We start from the raw sequence: 17272 nt of genomic DNA, 5'->3' as shown, positions 1-17272 counted from the left end.
GTCTGTGAAAAGTCGCGGGCGGGCACTTCGCTGAGGGGCCGCCCCTGCGCTTCGGGGCGGAAGACGAACGTGGGGAGGAATGGAACACACGCTCGAAGTACCATCCCTGCAAGGTTCTCCGGCCGGTACTTCTCAACCTCCGCAGTGGCGTAGTCGGACGGAGACATCCCTGTAGAGAGGACAGAGGGCAGAGGGCGATGAGTGTGGCTGAGAGTTGGTCGCGTGTGATGAGTCTTCTTCGGGAGCACGCGCCGGCCGATCACGCGGATCTGCCGGGGCCCGCTACGGAGCAGATGCTCGCGGCAGCCGAAGAGCGGATGGGGATCTCCCTGCATGGGGACCTGCGGACGTGGCTGTTGCGGAACAATCTGGACCTGCCGGAGGAAGATTTCGACGACGACGTGATGTGCTGCGGCTTCGATGGGTTCCCCGACGAGGGAAGCTTCTTTCTGGGTATCCGGGCGATGGAGAGGCTTTACGCGAACCGTTCCACGTCCTGCGGATTCGACCCTCCGGACCAGCCGGACTACCCGTTCTGGCGTAACGAGTGGATCCCGTTCCTGTCGGACCAGGACGGCTGGAGGGGAAAGTTCATCGATGTGCGGGACGGGCGCGTCGGCAGCTGGTTCGTGGGTGAGATCACGGTCACGGGCGAGTACGAGTCGATGGCCCAGTATTTCGACTCCGTGGCGGAGACGCTGACGAAAATCGCCGGTGGAAGCTTCCCGGTCTGTCGGTTCACCGAAGGTCGACTTGTCTGGTCGTGAGACGGTTCTCAGCTGGATGAAGGCCATTGCCAAGCCGTCCTCACCCTGGAACGGCAATGAGCCTCGTCAGCGTTGACGTTCCAGGGTGAGGACGGCTGCGGCGATGGCGGTCATGCGGTTGGGGCTGCAGCGGGCTTTGCGGAAGATGCGCCAGGACTTGAGTCGCGCGACGCTTCGTTCGACCGGTGCTCGCGCCGCTGACAGGGCTCGGTTGATCGTCTGCGGTGTCGACCGGTGCGTCTTCGTCGTAGCGGCAGACCAGCAGGTTCTGGAGCAGGCGCTCACCGAGGCGTCCTCGCAAGCCACCCCAGCCGACACAGGCAACCCTTACTACAGCAGCGGCAGTGGTTACCTGGACAAGGTGTTCCAATATCAGGTCAGCGTGCCACCGCTGATGAGTCTGCGAGTGAGCCACCTTCCCACGTCACCAGCCCTCGACGAGTCAAGGCACTCCTCAATACATTCGTTCTCAGCTACCGGCTCGTGCAGGAGCGCCGGACGCCCGGCCTGCTCGACTGCAACCTGCAGGAAAGGGTTGATGAGACAGCCCGCCTTACCTGTCTACGCGTGGAGTTCCCTCTCTTCGCCCGCGACCTCCTTCTTGATCACGCGCTGCCCGACTGCGTACGCGCTCTGCTTGACGACCCGGACGCCGACCTGGGGCCACACGTCACCGCGACCGTCCGGGAGATCGCGAAGAAGTACGCCAGGAAGGAAGCACAAGTCGACCGGCTGCTCGCCGACACCACTACGGTCAGCGGCACCGGGCCGTCGGCTGGTACCGGTGTCGGGCCACCGACGAGGAGAACGGGATGGCAACGGATCCGCCCGGTCTGGTGCGGGCCGAACATGGTCGGCGGCTCCTGGACTACCTCCAGCGAGCCCGCTCCGTCCGCGCTCCGGGCCGCGACCTGCTCTACCTGCAAAACACGGGCAGCGTGTTCGGCCCAGCCTGCGAACTGGCCGAAATGACCGCCCAGAGTTCGGAGTCGCAGCAGCCAACGTCGCGACATCAGCGCTGTTCTTGTACGCGGACGCCGGCGCCGACGCGAGTGTCGGCGCAGATGCGGCGGTGGAAACCCTTGCCCTGTGCTGGCCAGAACCTCCGGCTTGCTCCGCACCGAGATCCTCCCCGGCGCCTGGCGCCCGGTCGCCGGCCAAAGACCGGCGGCCAGGAAGCTACGCATTACCGTCCTTCAGCACGACAATTTCCGTGCCCCAGCCTCGTCGGCATCATGGCGGCTCCGCGATGTCGACCCCGCCCTCGAAGCCGACGCCGTGCGGGTCCGCGACCTGGTCTGCCCTCACCTGCTCTCGGCTGACGCCCCGATGTCGACCGACGTATTGAAGGGACTCGAGCCTGAGCCCGCCGAACAGCTGGTGCAGGGGCCAACCCCGTACCTGGGCAAACAACTGCGGAAGGCGGCCCACGAAAAACACGATGCGGCCAAGGACTCGGCATCGGCCGCCGTGCCCCCGGCAGGTGTGGCCGGGAGGGCACCGGACGGACCAGCCACCACCGCAGACGTCTTCGATCCCGCGCCCCACCCTGACGTCTCTCGACGGCCTGCTGGAACATTGGGCGCGGCTGACCACACAGTCCCGGGGAGCAACCCATGCGCGCCGAACCCGGCCGGGTGATTACCACCGGCCGGGCTCGGCGTATGCCTGGCGCTACTGCGTTCCGCCTGTGTCTCGTTCTTCACGGCGGACGTCTTCCTCACCCCACCGTTCCGCCTCTGAGGGGCACTGGCCGGTGGCGGCATTCCGGCTCTCGTCGGCACGGGGCAGATCTTGTGGATGGGCTGTGGTGAGGACGAGGCGAAGGCCCAGTCCGCGCTGCTCGGCCTCGGCTGCTGCCCGGGCCAAGCTCGCGTACCAGTTTTCCGCCGGGTCGATACGGACCAGGATCTCGCCGGCTTCGGTGGTGGCCATTTCGGTGATCGTCATGACGCCTGGCTCCTCTGCTCTTCGGCGTGCCGCGGGATCAGTTCGACGGGGCAGTGCGCATGGTGCAGCAGGCTGTGCGTCACGCGCCCCAGGGTGCGCCCGAGGTAGCCGGGCGAACGGCGCCCACCCATGACCAGCAGATCGGCGTGGCGGGAGGCCTCCACCAGTACCCCGGCGACGGACAGACTCCTCTCCGCGTCCGCCTGGACCGTCAGCGAGGGGTACTCGGCCCGGATCTGTTCGGCTACGGCCCTCAAGCTCTGCCCGTGGTGGCCGGCGGCCTTGTTCTGGCCATCGACTGCTCCGGCCGCAGAGCCGACGGACTGCAGGACGCCCTGTACGTACAGCAGCCGCAGCGAGGCCTTGCGCAGCTCGGCTTCGCGCGCGGCGTGACGGACACAATCGAGATCGTGCTCGTCGCGCACGGCGGCCAGCACGACACCGTGCACGGCCTCGTACTCGCTCCCCCGCACGACGATCACGGGCGTACGAGCGTCCGCCGCGACCTTGAGGCCGACCGAGCCCAGGGTCAAGGAGCTGAATCCGCCCGGTCCCCGGTTGCCGACGACGAGGGTGCCGCGGCCGCTCGCGGCCCGGCGCAGGCTCATCGCAGGCCCGCTACGGCTGAACTCCGTCGTGACCGAGAGCGCGGGATGCCGGGCCTGTACGGCCTCGGCCGTAACGTCCAGCAGTTCACGCCCTGCGACACGGACCCTCTCCATGTCGTCGTCCGAAAGCTCGAGGACCCGGCCGTCGACATCGGACCCGTACACGATGTGCAGGGGGCGGCGGCGCCGAGCAGCCGCGTCCGAAGCCCAGAGCGCCGCCCACCGGGCAGGCTCGGACCCATCGACGCCGACGATGACCGATCCGAGGTCCAGACTTCTGCTGTTGCTTTCCATAGCTCCTCCTGGCCGACCGCTATTGGGGGCAACTCCACGCTGACACCCCGGCGCCGGACAGAAGAGGGTCCCTGGGTACCTCATCGGGGCCGAAGGTCCCCGCCCAGGGTTCTGCCCGCCTCCAACGGGGTGGGGAGAATTAGCCGTCCAACTGCAGCACCAGCTCGTCGATCTCCGCTCCCCGCGCGTTCGCGAAGCCCCGGTCCTCGCCGACGACCTTGAAGCCGCACTTCTCCAGGACCCGCACCGATCCGCTGTTGTCCGTCGCCGCCCGGGCCAGCAGCGGGCGTTCAGGGACCTCGGCGAGCAGTTCCCGCAGCGCCGCGGTCGCGATGCCCCGCCCCCAGTAGTAGCGATCGATGAAATACGTGACCTCCCGCTCGCCCGGATCGCCGTACACGGCCGCGTGCCCGACCACATCGCCGTCCGCGAGCACGGTGCGAGTGACGACGTCGGGCGAGGCGAGGATGCGCTTCCAATGCGCGTCGAAGTGGGCTCGGTCCGTCGGGTCCTCGGTGGTGAAGGCCGCCATCTGATTCGACTCGGGATCGTTCATGTGCCGAAAGAACACGGGCAGATCGCTGGGGTGCACGGGACGCAGGGAGACATCTATGGAAGCCATGGGTCCGACCCTAACGACCCTGGGGGAAGGACAGGAGTGAGTCGGCCGTGACATGGGAAGGGCCCCACGGGTTGGGCGAGCAGTGAAGCTGACCTGGGCCCGTACGGCCTGTACCCATCCTGCCCTGTCAGGGGTCTCCCACGCACATTTCGGGGAGTTGCTCGAAGAACTCGCCCAGCCCTGGGCAGCGGCCCGCGCGTCGGCCCTGCAGGTGATGAGGGGCGGGCCCCGCAAGCGGGCCGAGGGTGCCGGACGCAAGCCGCGCCTGGTGTTCACCGACCGGCTCGCGGCCACCCTGGCCCACCTGCGGCTCGGGCTGCCACATGCCGCCTTGGCCGAGTTGTACGGGGTGGACCGCTCCACCGTCTCGGCCGCGATCCGCGAGGTCAGGCCCTTGCTCGCCGCGCGGGGCTTCGCCGTCCCGGACCGCCCCGGTCTGCGCATCCGCACCCTGGACGACCTGTTCGCCTACGCAGATGCCGAAGGCGTCGGCATCCGGCTCGACGGCACGGAAGTCCAGGTCCGACGCCCACGCGCGGGCCGCCCCGGACGCAAAGCCTTCGTCTCGGGCAAGAAGAAGCAGAACACGATCAAGACCACCACATTCAGCGACCACCAGGGCCGTCCCCTGTTCTCCGGTGTCGTCCGCCCGGGCCGCATGCACGACCAGACCACTGTGCGTACCGAGGGCATCGCCGAACAGTTCCGCCTCCACCCCGATGTGCACGCCGAGGTCGACTCCGGCTACCAGGGTCTGGCCAAAGAGTTCCCGTCCCAGGTCAGCGCCCCGCCGAAGAAGCCGGCCCAGGACGCTCCCGACGGCGACAAGCGTGCCTGGCGCGAGACCCGCAGGCGGCAGTCATCGGCCCGCATCGTGGTCGAACACACCAACGCCGAGTTCAAGCAGTGGCATCCGCTTCAGCGCTACACCGGACGCCGCGAGGACTACGAGCAGACCCACCTTGCCATCGCCGGCCTGGTCTCCGACCGCGCGGCCCGACACACGACCCGTCACCTCACGAGCACCGAACTCGTGCCCGTTTGCGCGACCGCCTGCTGAATCACCCACCAGCCAAACCGCCAGACCAACACGACCCAACCTCAATTTTCCCCAAGGTCGCAAGCGGAACCCGACCGGTCCCGCACGTTCCCCGCAACGTCCCGTTGTTCTTCCTCGTGGCCATCCGCGAGTCGGCCCGCGCTGCCCCGCCAGCACCGCGCCGGTTATCGCCCGATGCATCGGGCACTTCGACGGCGAGCTCACCGCCGGCGAAGCCAGGAGGTGGCCCGTGTACTGGAGGCAATCCGGGACGTACCCCTGTATCCCGCCGGATGTGCGAGCCACCCGGACGCCTCGAAAGCGCTTGCTGCCCTCGCCGGGGCGCCGGCGAACCCGGGCGGGAAGACCGCCCCACGGCCCAGCGGCAGTTCGTCTCGTGTGACGCGCTTTTCGTGAGGGTGCGGTCCAGATCGTTGGGGAGACGGGGGCGGGAGAGCTGCACGGCTGTAGGACCTGGGCACCCACACTGACGTCCAGAGTGATGGATCTTCGTCTCGGCCGCAGTGGCCCACCGGCAAGGATGTACGTCCGGCTGGTTCACCGTGCCTGCAGGCCGTGTGCCCGGAACTGGTCGCGAACTCGCTCGACCAGTGCGGCGTCCGGAACCGGATTGTCTCGCAGCGGGAAGGGTATGCCGAGCGAGTCGTACTTGTGGGCACCGAGTTTGTGGAAAGGCAGGATGTCGACACGGTCGACGTTGTCCAGTTCCGCGAGGAGGCGGCCCAGCCCATCGATGGCAGATGGATCGTCGGTCCAACCGGGGACCAGGACGTAGCGGATCCAGGTGCGGACGCCGAGACGGTTCAGCCGGGTGGCGAACCTGAGGGTGGGCGTGAGGTGGCCGCCGGTCAGGCGCCGGTAGACGTCGGCGTGGAAGGACTTGATGTCGAGCAGGACCAGGTCCGTATCGGCCAGGAGCGCGTCGTCGGCGCGAGCGCCGAGGGCGCCGGAGGTGTCCAGTGCGGTGTGCAGGCCGAGCTCCTTGCAGCGTCGGAGCACCTCGGCGGTGAAGGCGGACTGGAGCAGAGGCTCGCCTCCGGTCAGCGTCACTCCTCCACCGGCCAGGTCGGTGAACTCCCGGTAACGCTCGATGCGACCGACCACTTCGTCCACGGTGACCGGCTGCCCGTCGCGCATGTGCCAGGTGTCGGGGTTGGCGCAGTACAGGCAGCGCAGCTGACAGCCGCTGAGGAAGAGAACGAACCGGGTGCCGGGCCCGTCGACCCCGGTGGACAGGTCCCAGGAGTGGATGCGGCCCGTCGTCATCGCGCACCGTGGAACGTGCGGTTGATGACGTCGAGTTGCTGCTCGCGCGTGAGGCGGACGAAGTTGACGGCGTAGCCGGAGACGCGGATGGTGAGGTCCGGGTAGTTGTCCGGGTGTTCCATGGCGTCCTCGAGCGTGGCGCGGTTGAGGACGTTGACGTTCATGTGGAAACCGCCTGCGGCGGTGTAGGCGTCGAGGATTCCGACGAGGTGCCCCGCACGTTCGGCCGGCTCGTGCCCCAGGCCCTCCGGGGTGATGGTGGACGTCAGGGAGATGCCGTCGCGGGCCTGGTCGTACGGGATCTTCGCGACCGACAGCGCCGATGCCGCCATCCCGTGTCGGTCACGTCCGTTCATCGGGTTGGCGCCAGGCGCGAACGGCGTACCCGCACGGCGGCCGTCGGGGGTGTTGCCGGTGTGCTTGCCGTAGACGACGTTGGAGGTGATGGTGAGCACCGACTGTGTGTGCTCGGCACCCCGGTAGGCCGGGTGGCGGCGGACCTTGGTCATGAAGGAGCGGACCAGGTCGACCGCGATGCGGTCGGCGCGATCGTCGTCGTTGCCGTAGGCCGGGTAGTCGCCTTCGACTTGGTAGTCGACGGCGAGCCCGGTGGCATCCCGAATGACCCTGACACGGGCGTGCTTGATGGCCGAGAGGCTGTCGGCCGCCACGGAGAGACCGGCGATGCCACACGCCATCGTCCGGTGCACCGGGTGGTCGTGCAGGGCCATCTCGATGCGCTCGTAGGCGTACTTGTCGTGCATGTAGTGGATCACGTTGAGCGCGTTGACGTAGGTCGCGGCGAGCCAGTCCAGCATGCCGTCGTACGCGTTGGTCACATCGGCGTAGTCGAGCTGCTCGCCGGTCAGCGGGGCCGTCGCCGGGGCTACCTGCTCGCCGTTCATCTCGTCGCGGCCGCCGTTGATGGCGTACAGCAGCGCCTTGGCCAGGTTCACACGGGCACCGAAGAATTGCATCTGTTTGCCTACCGCCATCGCGGAGACGCAGCAGGCGATCGCGGTGTCGTCGCCGGTGCGGGGACGAAGGAGGTCGTCGGACTCGTACTGAATGGAGCTGGTGTCGATGGATGTCTGGGCGCAGAACTGCTTGAAGCCCTCGGGCAGTCGTGGGGACCACAGCACGGTCAGGTTGGGCTCCGGGGCGGGGCCGAGGTTGTACAGGGTCTGGAGAAGGCGGAAGGAGGTGCGGGTGACCAGGGGGCGGCCGTCCTCTCCCATGCCACCGATGGACTCGGTGACCCAGGTGGGGTCCCCGGAGAACAGCGCGTCGTACTCAGGTGTACGCAGGAACCGCACGATGCGCAGCTTGATCACGAAGTCGTCGATGAGTTCCTGGGCACGGCTCTCGTCGATGTTCCCCTCGTCGAGGTCGCGCTGGAGGTAGACATCCAGGAAGGTGGAGGTGCGGCCCAGGGACATCGCCGCGCCGTTCTGCTCCTTCACGGCGGCGAGGAAGCCGAAGTAGAGCCATTGGATGGCCTCGTGCGCCGTGGCTGCGGGCCGGGACACGTCACAGCCGTAAGAGGCAGCCATGCGTTCCAGTTCGCCCAGTGCCCTGATCTGCTCGGCCAGTTCCTCGCGGTCGCGAATCACGTCGGCCGTGGACGGGGTCTCGTCCAGCCGGGCCCGCTCGGCGCGCTTGGCGTCGATCAGCCGGGCGGTTCCGTACAGCGCGACGCGGCGGTAGTCGCCGATGATGCGGCCTCGCCCATAGGCGTCTGGCAGACCGGTGACGATGCCGGCCTTGCGGGCGCACAGCATCTCGGGGGTGTAAGCATCGAAGACACCGTCGTTGTGGGTCTTGCGGTACGTGCCGAAGATCTCGGTGACGAGCGGATCAGGTTCGAAGCCGTACGCGCGCAGCGCGTTGTCCACCATCCGCAGCCCGCCGTTGGGCATGATCGCACGCTTCAGCGGAGCATCGGTTTGCAACCCGACGATCAGCTCCTGGTCGCGATCGATGTAGCCGGGCGCGTGGGAGGTGATGGTGGACGGCGTGGTGGTGTCCACGTCGAGCACGCCCTTGCGGCGCTCCTCCGGGAAAAGTGCGGTGACGGTCTTCCACACGGTGCGGGTGCGCTCAGTGGGATCGGCGAGGAATGCGGCATCGCCCTCGTAGGGCGTGTAGTTGGCCTGGATGAAGGAACGGACGTCGATGTGTCGCTGCCACTCATCACCCGCGAAACCCCGCCACGGGGTGACGAGGGGGCTGGTGTCGGCAGGGTGCTGGACGGTCACAGTCATGTCGTCATCTCCTGGGCCGGAAGGAGGCGAAGTGGGCGATCGCCGGGTCTCACTGCTGATGGTCCGCGTCGGCTGTGTCGCCGGCCAGGGTCGAAGAGGCAGGCGGAGCCCGCCGACCGGCCCCGGTGAGCCGGGCGGAGAGGGCCTGTGGTCCCGGCGATACGAGGGACCATGGGCCCTCCCCCAGAGCGACACGGGCCCAACCCGGCAGCCGCGGCGGGTATCGGGTCCATGACCGGACGGTGACCGGCAGTCCGTCCATCGCTTCGAGGATGCCGGTGAAGTCCTGCCTCTGGAGCGGCAGCAACGCCGCGAGTGCCGCCTCTCGTTCGGTGTCGCCGTGCGCAAGGATCATCGCCTCGACGAGGGGGCGCCGGTCGCCGAGGAACATGTGCTCGGTGCGGCACAGGCCGATCCCCTGGGCACCGAAGCGGCGGGCGCGGGCCGCGTCCTCGGGGGTGTCGGCGTTCGCCCGGACCGTGGCAAGCGCCGCCTCGAAGTGGGCGCTGTCGACGCCCATGACCGTACTGCCGAACATCTGCACAAGGCGCCGGTAGGAGTCCCAGGCGAAGCGTTCGCGCTCGGGGGTCTTGGCCAGGCCCAGGACCGAGAGATCGTTCAGCCCTACGTCGAGGATGGTCTCCATCATGCCCGGCATCGAGAACCTCGCCCCCGAGCGGACGGAGAGCAGGAGCGGGTCGTCCACCTGACCGAGCCGCTTCCCGGCCGCTCGTTCCAGGGCCGCGAGATGCTCGCCGATCTGCCGGTCGAGGCCGTCCGGAGGCTGCCCTGTGGCGAGGAAGATCCGGCAGGCTTCGGTGGTGACGGTGAAGCCGGGCGGCACGGGCAGACGCATGCGCGCCATCTCCGCGAGGTTCGCTCCCTTGCCTCCCAGGAGATCGGCCATGTCCCGGCCGCCCTCGGAGAAGTCGTACACATAGGTGGTCATGGCTGCTCGCCTGTCTCTTCGGTGGGTGTCGGGGCCCCGGAAGCGGGGCGGCATGCGGCATGCGGCATGCGGCATGCGGCATGCGGCATGCGGCACGGTAGCGGCCGGTTCGGTCAGTCAGTCGTGCGGCACGACCGTCACGGGAGCCAGGGAGTGGTGGATGACGGCGTGGGTCACGGCGCCGACGTGCGTGCCGATCCGCGCACGCCGGTTCCGGCGACCCACCACGGCCGACCGGGCCCCCCGCGAGGCTTCCGCGAGGGCCTGCACCGGCCGGCCGTGGTGGCATTCACGGACGACGGACACACCGGGGTACTTCTCCGTCCACGGGGCCAGCGCCTCGTCGAGCGTCCGGCGCGCGTCCGGCGCGGCCTCCGCCCGGATCAGTTGCATGGCGCCGCCCATGTCGGCTGCGTGGACCGCCGGAACGGCCCAGGTGTGCAGTACCCGCAGACCGCAGCCGTACCGGTCGGCCGCCGCGAAGCCGAAGGCAAGCACCTCGTCGCCGGGTGCGGGCGAGCGCGGCCAGCGACACGGACCCGGCGAGGTAGCCGGCCGGCCTGGCCGGGCCACGGGAGCCAAGCACCAGCAGCTCCGCCTCGTCCGCGGCGGCGCACAACTCCGGCACCGGGTCACCGCAGACCCATTGCGTCTCGGTCCGCAGACCCGGGCGGCGTCGGCGCAGTCGCCTCCGCCGTACCGAGCGCCCGCTCACCCCACCCCTCAGCGGTCGCCGGGACCACCAGGCGCGTACGCGGGCCGTCGCCCTTGCTCCAGACCTGGAGAAGCCGCAGCGGCACCGCGCGGCGCACTGCCTCCCCGGCAGCCCAGTCCACGGCGGCGAGACTTTCACGGGATCCGTCGAATCCGACGGTGACGGTGCGGGACATGAACGGCTCCTCGGGAGAGCGGGGAAGGGCCCTGCATCTCCACAGTGACCTGCCCACGACACGCCCGCAGAGGGGCCACAGGTCCCTGTTGCGGGTCCTGTAGGCCCCACAGGACCGCACACCGCCGGGCGGCGGACAGGCATCGCGGCCGAACGGCGGGGACGCAGGGCCGGGTGGCCCTCTGCCAGCGGTGCGCGTCTCGTCGATGCCGACCGGGCGACGTGCAGTGCTGCACCACGCCCGGCCCCGCGTCCGGGAAGGACGCCGGGCAGGGTCGCTCAGCCGTTCCGCGGGCGCGTGAACCTGCGCTCAGGTCCTCGAACAGCCGTCACACCCTGCCGAGCCGCCCGCTCTGATCTCCCTGGGCGGCCAGAGCCTGGGTGGCGATCACGGCGGCCTGCACTCGCCGTTCGACGCCCAGTTTGGCCAGCAGACGGGAGATGTTGTTCTTGACCGTCTTCTCCGCCAGGTAGAGCCGCTGACCGATCTCACGATTGGTCAGCCCTTCCCCGACCAGGGCGAGGATCTCACGCTCGCGCTCCGTCAGGCCGGGCAGACCCTGCAGAGGCTCCTCCTGGGGAGGTCCGCCGCGCAGCCGGGCCATCACCCGGGCCGTGGCGCCGGGGTCCAGCATGGACTGCCCGGAGGCGACCGTCCGCACGGCGTTCACCAGGTCGGTACCGGTGATCTGCTTGAGCACGTAGCCGGAGGCGCCGGCCATGATCGCGTCAAGCAGCGCCTCCTCGTCGTCGAATGACGTCAGCATCAGGCAGGCGAGGTCGGGCATTCGGGAGCGCAGCTCCCGGCAGACGCTCACGCCGTCCCCGTCCGGCAGCCGTACATCCAGGACGGCGACCTGCGGGCGCAGCGCGGGCACGCGGACGAGCGCCTGCTCGGCCGTACCCGCCTCCCCGACCACGGTCAGGTCAGGCTCGGCGTCCAGCAGATCGTGCACACCGCGGCGCACGACCTCGTGATCGTCGAGGAGGAAGACCCTGACCGGTTCCTTCCCGGTGAGGCCGCCGCTGCTGTCAGTCATCGCACACTCCGAGTTCGCCGAATCTTCCGCCCGCCGGCGGATCCCCTGCATCGTGCCGTGCGAGCGGGACCTTCAGCCAGGGCCGGATGGCCCTCATACGCGGCCGCACCCCAAATGGTCGCCCTGGACCACCGAGTCCCACATGGTCACGGCGGCCCTGCACGTCTGCGGACGGGGGGCTCCTCGGCCGGCACTGACGACAGCTAGGATCCGGGCCGGCGCACGAGGCTCCGGCGGCGAGGGACCGTCGGCCCGATGTGGAGGAACCGGCCGGACCGGCTGCCTGCGCGCCCTCTGATGGACTGCCATGCGCCGGCGCAGTCGACGCGATCAGCCCGCCCGGGCCGTGCCCGGAAGCAGAGAGGCCCCGTCGCCCTACACACGGTCAGAAGGAGGGAAGCGGCCGGGGCCCGGCGTAGTAGGCCGTGCGCATGATGTCCTCCATGTCGTCCAGCATCGGCATGCGCGGGTTGGCCGGGGCGCACTGGTCCTCATAGGCGTTCAGTGCCTGCTGCGGCAGCGCGCCGATGAAGGCGGCCTCGTCAAGGCCCAGGGCGCGGAAGGACGGTTCGATGCCCACGGCGTCCCGCAGGCGTTCCACCGCGGCGGCGTACGAGGCCACGCCCTCGGCGGGGGTGGATGCCGGGAGCCCGAGGGCACGGGCGATGTCCTGGAACCGCTCGGGCGCGCGGTACCTCTCGTATTTGGGCCATCCCGTCAGCTTGCCGGGAACGGTGCCGTTGTAGCGGATCACGTGCGGCAGGAGAATTGCGTTGGTCCGCCCGTGGGCGATGTGGAAGGTGGCGCCCAGAGTGTGGGACATGGCGTGGACGATGCCGAGGAAGGCGTTGCCGAAGGCCATGCCGGCGATGGTGCCCGCGTTGTGCATCTTCTCCCGTGCCAGGCTCCGCCGTGCCGCCTGGCCGGTGACCGCCGCCTCGATGTGGTCGAAGATCAGCCTGATGGCGTGCAGCGCCAGACCGTCAGTGAAGTCGTTGGCGTAGACGGAGACGTACGCCTCGGTGGCATGGGTGAGGGCGTCGAAGCCGCTGTCCGCGGCGAGCGACGCCGGCAGGTCGTTGGTCAGGACGGGATCGATGATCGCGACGCTGGGGGTCAGGGCATAGTCGGCCAGCGGGTACTTCTTGCCGGTCGCCGGGTCCGAGATCACGGCGAAGGGGGTGACCTCGGCGCCGGTTCCCGAAGTGGTGGGGACGCAAACGAGGCGAGCCTGCTTGCCGAGCACGGGGAAGCGGAAGGCTCGCTTACGGATGTCGGAGAACTTCTGCCGCATGTCGGCGAAGTCGACATCCGGCTGTTCGTACAGCAGCCACATCACCTTCGCCGCGTCCATGGGGGATCCGCCGCCCAGGGCGATGATGGTGTCCGGCCGGAAGTCGCGCATGAGGGCGGCGCCGCGCTGTACGGAGTCGATGCTCGGCTCCGGCTCGACGTCGTCGATGACCTGGATGGTCACGGGCTGCTGCCGCTGTTGCAGGACACGGCTGACGCGCTCCACGTAGCCGAGCCGGGTCATGGTCGCGTCGGTGACCACGGTGACGCGGTGGACCTCGGGCATCGCGGCGAGGTAGCGGATGGCCTGGGGCTCGAAGTAGATCTTCGGTGGCACCTTGAACCACTGCATGTTGTTCTGCCGGGTGGTGACGCGCTTGATGTTGAGCAGCTGGGCGGCCGAGACGTTGTCCGAGACCGAAGTACTGCCCCAGGAACCGCAGCCCAGGGTCAGGGACGGAACCAGACGGTTGTAGATGCCGCCGATCGCCCCCTGCGAGGACGGCGAGTTGACGATGATCCGTACGGTCTTCATACGGCGGCCGTAGCGCTCGGCGAGAGCCGGGTCACCGGTGTGTATCACCGCGCTGTGTCCTTGCCCGTGGAAGTCGACCATGTCGGCCGCGAGGTCGAAGCCCTCCTCCGTGGACGCGGCCCGCAGCACGGTGAGGACCGGGCAGAGCTTCTCCCGGGTCAGCGGCTCGTCGGGCCCGACGTGGCTCGCCTCGGCCAGGATGAGCGATGTGTCTGCGGGTACGGTGAACCCGGCCTGCTCGGCGATCCGGTCGGGACTCTGTCCGACGGCTGCCGGGTTGACGCGGCCCTGTCGGCCGGCCGGGTCGGGCGGGAAGAGGTAGGTCTCCAGCTTCCTCTTCTCCTCGGCCGTGGCGATGTACGCGTGCAGGCGCCGGAACTCGGCGAGCGCCTCGTCGTACACGTCGGTGTCCAGGATGACCGCCTGCTCGGACGCGCAGATCATGCCGTTGTCGAAGGACTTGGACAGGACGAGGTCGTTGACCGCCCGGCGCACGTCCGCGCTGTGGTGCACGTAGGCGGGCACGTTGCCTGCGCCGACGCCGACGGCGGGCTTGCCGGCCGAGTAGGCGGCCTTGACCATGGCGTTGCCGCCGGTCGCCAGGATCAACGCGACGCCCGGGTGTCGCATGAGGAGGCTCGTGGCCTCGATGGAGGGAGCCTCGATCCACTGCACGCAGTGCTCGGGCGCTCCGGCGGCGATGGCGGCGTCCCGCACGATGCGCGCGGCCTCGGTGCTGCACACCTGCGCGGAGGGGTGGAAGGCGAATACGACAGGGTTGCGTGTCTTCAGCGCCAGCAGCGCCTTGAAGATGGTGGTGGACGTCGGGTTGGTGACGGGCGTGACCGCGCAGAGTACGCCGACGGGTTCGGCGATCTCGATGATGCCCTCGATGTCGTCGCGGCCGATGACGCCGACCGTCTTCGCCCGGGACATGCTGTGGGTGACGTGCTCGCAGGCGAACATGTTCTTCGCCGCCTTGTCCTCGAAGACACCCCGCCCGGTCTCCTCCACCGCCGAGCGCGCCAGGGCGGTGTGCTGATCCAGGGCGGCCACCGACGCCTTGGCGACGATGTGGTCGACCTGCTCCTGCGTGAAGGACTCAAAGTCGGCGAGCGCCTTGGAGGCGTTGGCGACCAAGAGGTTCACGGCGATGAGCGTGTCCGACGGGGCGCCGTCGGTGGTGGTTCGGGGGTCGCTGGTCGCCTGAGTCATGGAAAGCTCCCTGGGTGTGGGTGGCGCTGCGGCCACACGTGGCCGGCCACCGGGGTGGCCACCCGTTCCGTTCCGTCCTGTCACCTACAGCCTTGCCCTGGACGCGTCCTCGGCCGAGGTCCCGAAGGTCCCTCGGCGGGGCCCGTTGGTCTCCGGCCGCTGCGTCCCACGGGGCCGCGGTGGTGGCGCAAAGAATTGCGCCACCACCGGCCGGCTTTCCGCGCCACGACGGCGTCTACTGCTCAGGCTGCCGTCCGCCGCCCGCTCACGGGGCGTCGAGCAGCGTGGCGACGTACTGGGTCAGGTCGACCAGACGGTTGGTGTAGCCCCACTCGTTGTCGTACCAGCCGAAGACCTTGACCAGGTCACCGTTGGCCTGCGTCAGCGGGGCGTCCACGATGCACGAGGCAGGGTCGCCGACGATGTCGCGCGAGACGATCGGGGCGTCGCTCACCCTCAGGACTCCCTTCAGCGGTCCCGCGGCGGCTTCCCGAAAAGCGTCGTTGACGTCCTGTGCGGACACCTGCTGTGCCAGCACCAGGCTGAGGTCGGTCAGCGAGCCGTCTTCGACCGGCACGCGCACGGCGATGCCGTCCAGGGTGCCGGCGAGTTCGGGGAGCACCAGGCCGACGGCGCGGGCGGCGCCGGTGCTGGTCGGGATGATGTTCACTGCGGCCGTGCGGCCGCGTCGCAGGTCCTTGTGCGGGCCGTCGAGCACGACCTGGTCGTTGGTGTAGCCGTGGATGGTGGTCATCAGCCCCTTGACGATGCCGAAGCGCTCGTTGAGGACCTTCACCATGGGGGCCACGCAGTTGGTGGTGCAGGACGCGTTGGAGATCACGTGGTCGACGCGCGGGTCGTACGCGGATTCGTTGACGCCCATGACGATGGTGGCGTCGACGCCCTTGCCGGGGACGGACAGCAGCACCTTGCGTGCTCCTGCCGTCAGGTGCCGGCCGGCTTCCTCCTTGGTGCGGAAGCGGCCGGTGGCTTCGATGACGACGTCCACGCCGAGCGCGTCCCACCGGAGGTCGGCGGGGTCGCGCCGGGAGGTGACCGCGATGCGGTGACCGTCCACAGTGATGGATTCGCCGTCGTGATCAACGGTGCGGCGAAGGCGGCCGTAAGTGGAGTCGTAGGTGAGCAGATGGGCCAGCGCGGCCGGGGAGGTGAGGTCGTTGACGGCCACCACCTCGATGGGGGTGCCGCTGCTCGCCTCCGCGCGTTCCATGACGCAGCGCAGGTAGTTCCGGCCGATGCGTCCGAAACCGTTGATTGCAATGCGTACGGTCATCTCCGCCGCCCTTCCCGTAGGTGCCGATGTGAGTGGTGCCAGCCTGGGGGCCCTGCCGCGCCGGGGGCAGGGGCGAACGGGGTGCACCCCAGGGCCGGTGGGCCCTCTTTACGGCGGGCCCGGCCCGGCCTGTCGCGGGCCGAATGGCCCGGCGGACGGGTCCTGACCGGTTCTGTCCCCCGGCCTTCCTCCGCACCACGCTGGAAGCAACGACAAGCATGGGGAGCAGACGAACCCGAGGGTTCCCGGCCCCGGCGCTCTGCGCAGAGCGCCGGCGCAGTCGGAGGTTGGCCGCCTTCGGCTGTATCCAGAAACCTGCGCAACGAGTGGAGACGAGAACAGTGGTCGGAAAGCGGACGGTGGGCGAAATCATGACCGGCGAGGTGGTCGTGGCACGTCCCGACACCTCCTTCGAAGAACTGGCCCGCATGCTCGGCACCCACCGGATCAGCGGCCTGCCGGTGGTGGACGACGACGACAAGGTCATGGGCGTCGTCTCCCGGACAGACCTCGCCAGGCGGCAGGGCTGTCTCGGCCAGCACGAATCCGGGCGGCACCGGATGGCGCGCGCACTACGGCGACCGGCCGACACCCACCCCGTCGCGGGATCCGCCTGGGCGGCCGGCGCGCTGATGACCAGCCCGGCTGTCACTGTGCATCCCGAGCAGCGCGTCGTCGACGCCGCGCGCATCATGGAACGCCGCCACGTCGACCGGTTGCCGGTGGTGGACGAGGAGGACCGCCTCATCGGCATCACCACGCGACGTGATCTGCTGCGCGTCTTCCTGAGGACGGACGAGGAGATCCTCGCGGACGTCGCCGGTGCTGTCTCGGGCCGGGCGCCGGCCGCGCACCGCATCGACGGGCTCCGCATCGATGTCCGCGACGGGATGGTCACCATGGTGGGATCACCCGAACCGGCCCTCGATGCAGCGGCGTTGATCAGGGCCACGTGGCGCGTGGACGGTGTGGTGGGTGTGGTGAACCGGCTGAAGGCCGGCCGCGAGAGCGATCACTGACGACGGGGCGGGAGACCACTGGTCTCTTCCGCCGGCCGAGGGGCGGCGGTCACAGCGGCCGGTACGCCGCCCTTCGCCCGGCAGCACCCTGAGATCGCCCTCACGGCACCACCCTGTCCTGCTGGCGCACTTGGGCGACTGGGCGCCCTGGGCTGCTGAGCCGGTTCGGAGGGGCGTGCTCGTTGCCGCACTCCCCTCCACGCCGCC

General features: G+C 69.2%; 14 protein-coding genes and 1 pseudogene. 3 read left to right on the top strand and 12 right to left on the bottom strand.

From position 1 onward, the window contains the following. Nucleotides 1–197 precede the first annotated feature (197 nt). The gene (locus OG373_RS37655) at nt 198–767 is read left to right on the top strand and encodes an SMI1/KNR4 family protein (RefSeq protein ID WP_405443285.1); all 570 of its coding nucleotides are present in this window, start codon (nt 198–200) and stop codon (nt 765–767) included. A 66-nt stretch (nt 768–833) separates the two neighbouring features. Here OG373_RS37655 and OG373_RS37650 read toward each other — a convergent pair. The 4 genes and pseudogenes from OG373_RS37650 to OG373_RS37635 all read right to left on the bottom strand — a co-directional run. Continuing rightward, nucleotides 834–995: pseudogene (locus OG373_RS37650) on the bottom strand (IS5/IS1182 family transposase); the annotation flags it as partial. Between the two features lie 1446 nt (nt 996–2441). Next, nucleotides 2442–2717: a hypothetical protein gene (locus tag OG373_RS37645; protein ID WP_405443283.1), complete on the bottom strand. Its 276-nt coding sequence runs from the start codon at nt 2715–2717 to the stop codon at nt 2442–2444. After that, nucleotides 2714–3619, bottom strand: a complete 906-nt coding sequence (locus OG373_RS37640) for a universal stress protein (protein ID WP_405443281.1) — start codon at nt 3617–3619, stop codon at nt 2714–2716. Before OG373_RS37640 ends, OG373_RS37645 begins: the two co-directional genes overlap by 4 nt. A 139-nt stretch (nt 3620–3758) precedes the next feature. Next, a complete protein-coding gene (locus OG373_RS37635) occupies nt 3759–4241 on the bottom strand; it encodes a GNAT family N-acetyltransferase (protein ID WP_405443280.1) in 483 nt (160 codons plus the stop codon). A 52-nt stretch (nt 4242–4293) separates the two neighbouring features. Between OG373_RS37635 and OG373_RS37630 the strand changes: the two genes are divergently transcribed. Beyond that, nucleotides 4294–5301, top strand: a complete 1008-nt coding sequence (locus OG373_RS37630; protein WP_405443279.1) for a transposase family protein — start codon at nt 4294–4296, stop codon at nt 5299–5301. 537 nt (nt 5302–5838) lie between these two features. On the opposite strand, the gene pflA is transcribed toward OG373_RS37630, so the two are convergent. The 8 genes from pflA to gap all read right to left on the bottom strand — a co-directional run bounded on the left by pflA (nt 5839) and on the right by gap (nt 16046). Next, on the bottom strand, nt 5839–6567 hold the full coding sequence (pflA, locus tag OG373_RS37625) for a pyruvate formate-lyase-activating protein (RefSeq protein WP_405443278.1): 729 nt from the start codon (nt 6565–6567) through the stop codon (nt 5839–5841). Beyond that, nucleotides 6564–8831: a formate C-acetyltransferase gene (gene pflB, locus OG373_RS37620; protein WP_405443277.1), complete on the bottom strand. Its 2268-nt coding sequence runs from the start codon at nt 8829–8831 to the stop codon at nt 6564–6566. Before pflB ends, pflA begins: the two co-directional genes overlap by 4 nt. A 49-nt stretch (nt 8832–8880) precedes the next feature. Then, nucleotides 8881–9780 (bottom strand): PEP/pyruvate-binding domain-containing protein, encoded by a 900-nt coding sequence (locus OG373_RS37615; RefSeq protein WP_405443276.1) that lies wholly within the window; start codon nt 9778–9780, stop codon nt 8881–8883. Between the two features lie 117 nt (nt 9781–9897). Further along, the gene (locus tag OG373_RS37610) at nt 9898–10278 is read right to left on the bottom strand and encodes a universal stress protein (RefSeq protein ID WP_405443275.1); all 381 of its coding nucleotides are present in this window, start codon (nt 10276–10278) and stop codon (nt 9898–9900) included. A 134-nt stretch (nt 10279–10412) separates the two neighbouring features. Further along, complete coding sequence (locus tag OG373_RS37605; RefSeq protein WP_405443274.1) at nt 10413–10670, bottom strand: universal stress protein; 258 nt, start codon at nt 10668–10670, stop codon at nt 10413–10415. A 328-nt stretch (nt 10671–10998) separates the two neighbouring features. Further along, nucleotides 10999–11709 carry a response regulator gene (locus OG373_RS37600; protein WP_405443268.1) on the bottom strand — a complete coding sequence of 237 codons (711 nt, stop codon included), beginning with the start codon at nt 11707–11709 and terminating at the stop codon, nt 10999–11001. Nucleotides 11710–12094: 385 nt separating this feature from the next. Then, nucleotides 12095–14752, bottom strand: coding sequence for a bifunctional acetaldehyde-CoA/alcohol dehydrogenase (adhE, locus tag OG373_RS37595; RefSeq protein WP_405443267.1), 2658 nt, complete (start codon nt 14750–14752; stop codon nt 12095–12097). Between the two features lie 265 nt (nt 14753–15017). After that, nucleotides 15018–16046 carry a type I glyceraldehyde-3-phosphate dehydrogenase gene (gene gap / locus OG373_RS37590; RefSeq protein WP_405443265.1) on the bottom strand — a complete coding sequence of 343 codons (1029 nt, stop codon included), beginning with the start codon at nt 16044–16046 and terminating at the stop codon, nt 15018–15020. A gap of 371 nt (nt 16047–16417) precedes the next feature. Between gap and OG373_RS37585 the strand changes: the two genes are divergently transcribed. Further along, nucleotides 16418–17065, top strand: coding sequence for a CBS domain-containing protein (locus OG373_RS37585; RefSeq protein ID WP_405444342.1), 648 nt, complete (start codon nt 16418–16420; stop codon nt 17063–17065). Nucleotides 17066–17272: the final 207 nt, after the last annotated feature.

Origin of the sequence: Streptomyces avidinii, from assembly GCF_045161815.1 — a bacterium.
GTDB lineage: Bacteria > Actinomycetota > Actinomycetes > Streptomycetales > Streptomycetaceae > Streptomyces > Streptomyces avidinii.
The sequence above is the reverse complement of the archived record's forward strand: the minus strand, read 5'-3'. Positions and strand labels throughout refer to the sequence as shown.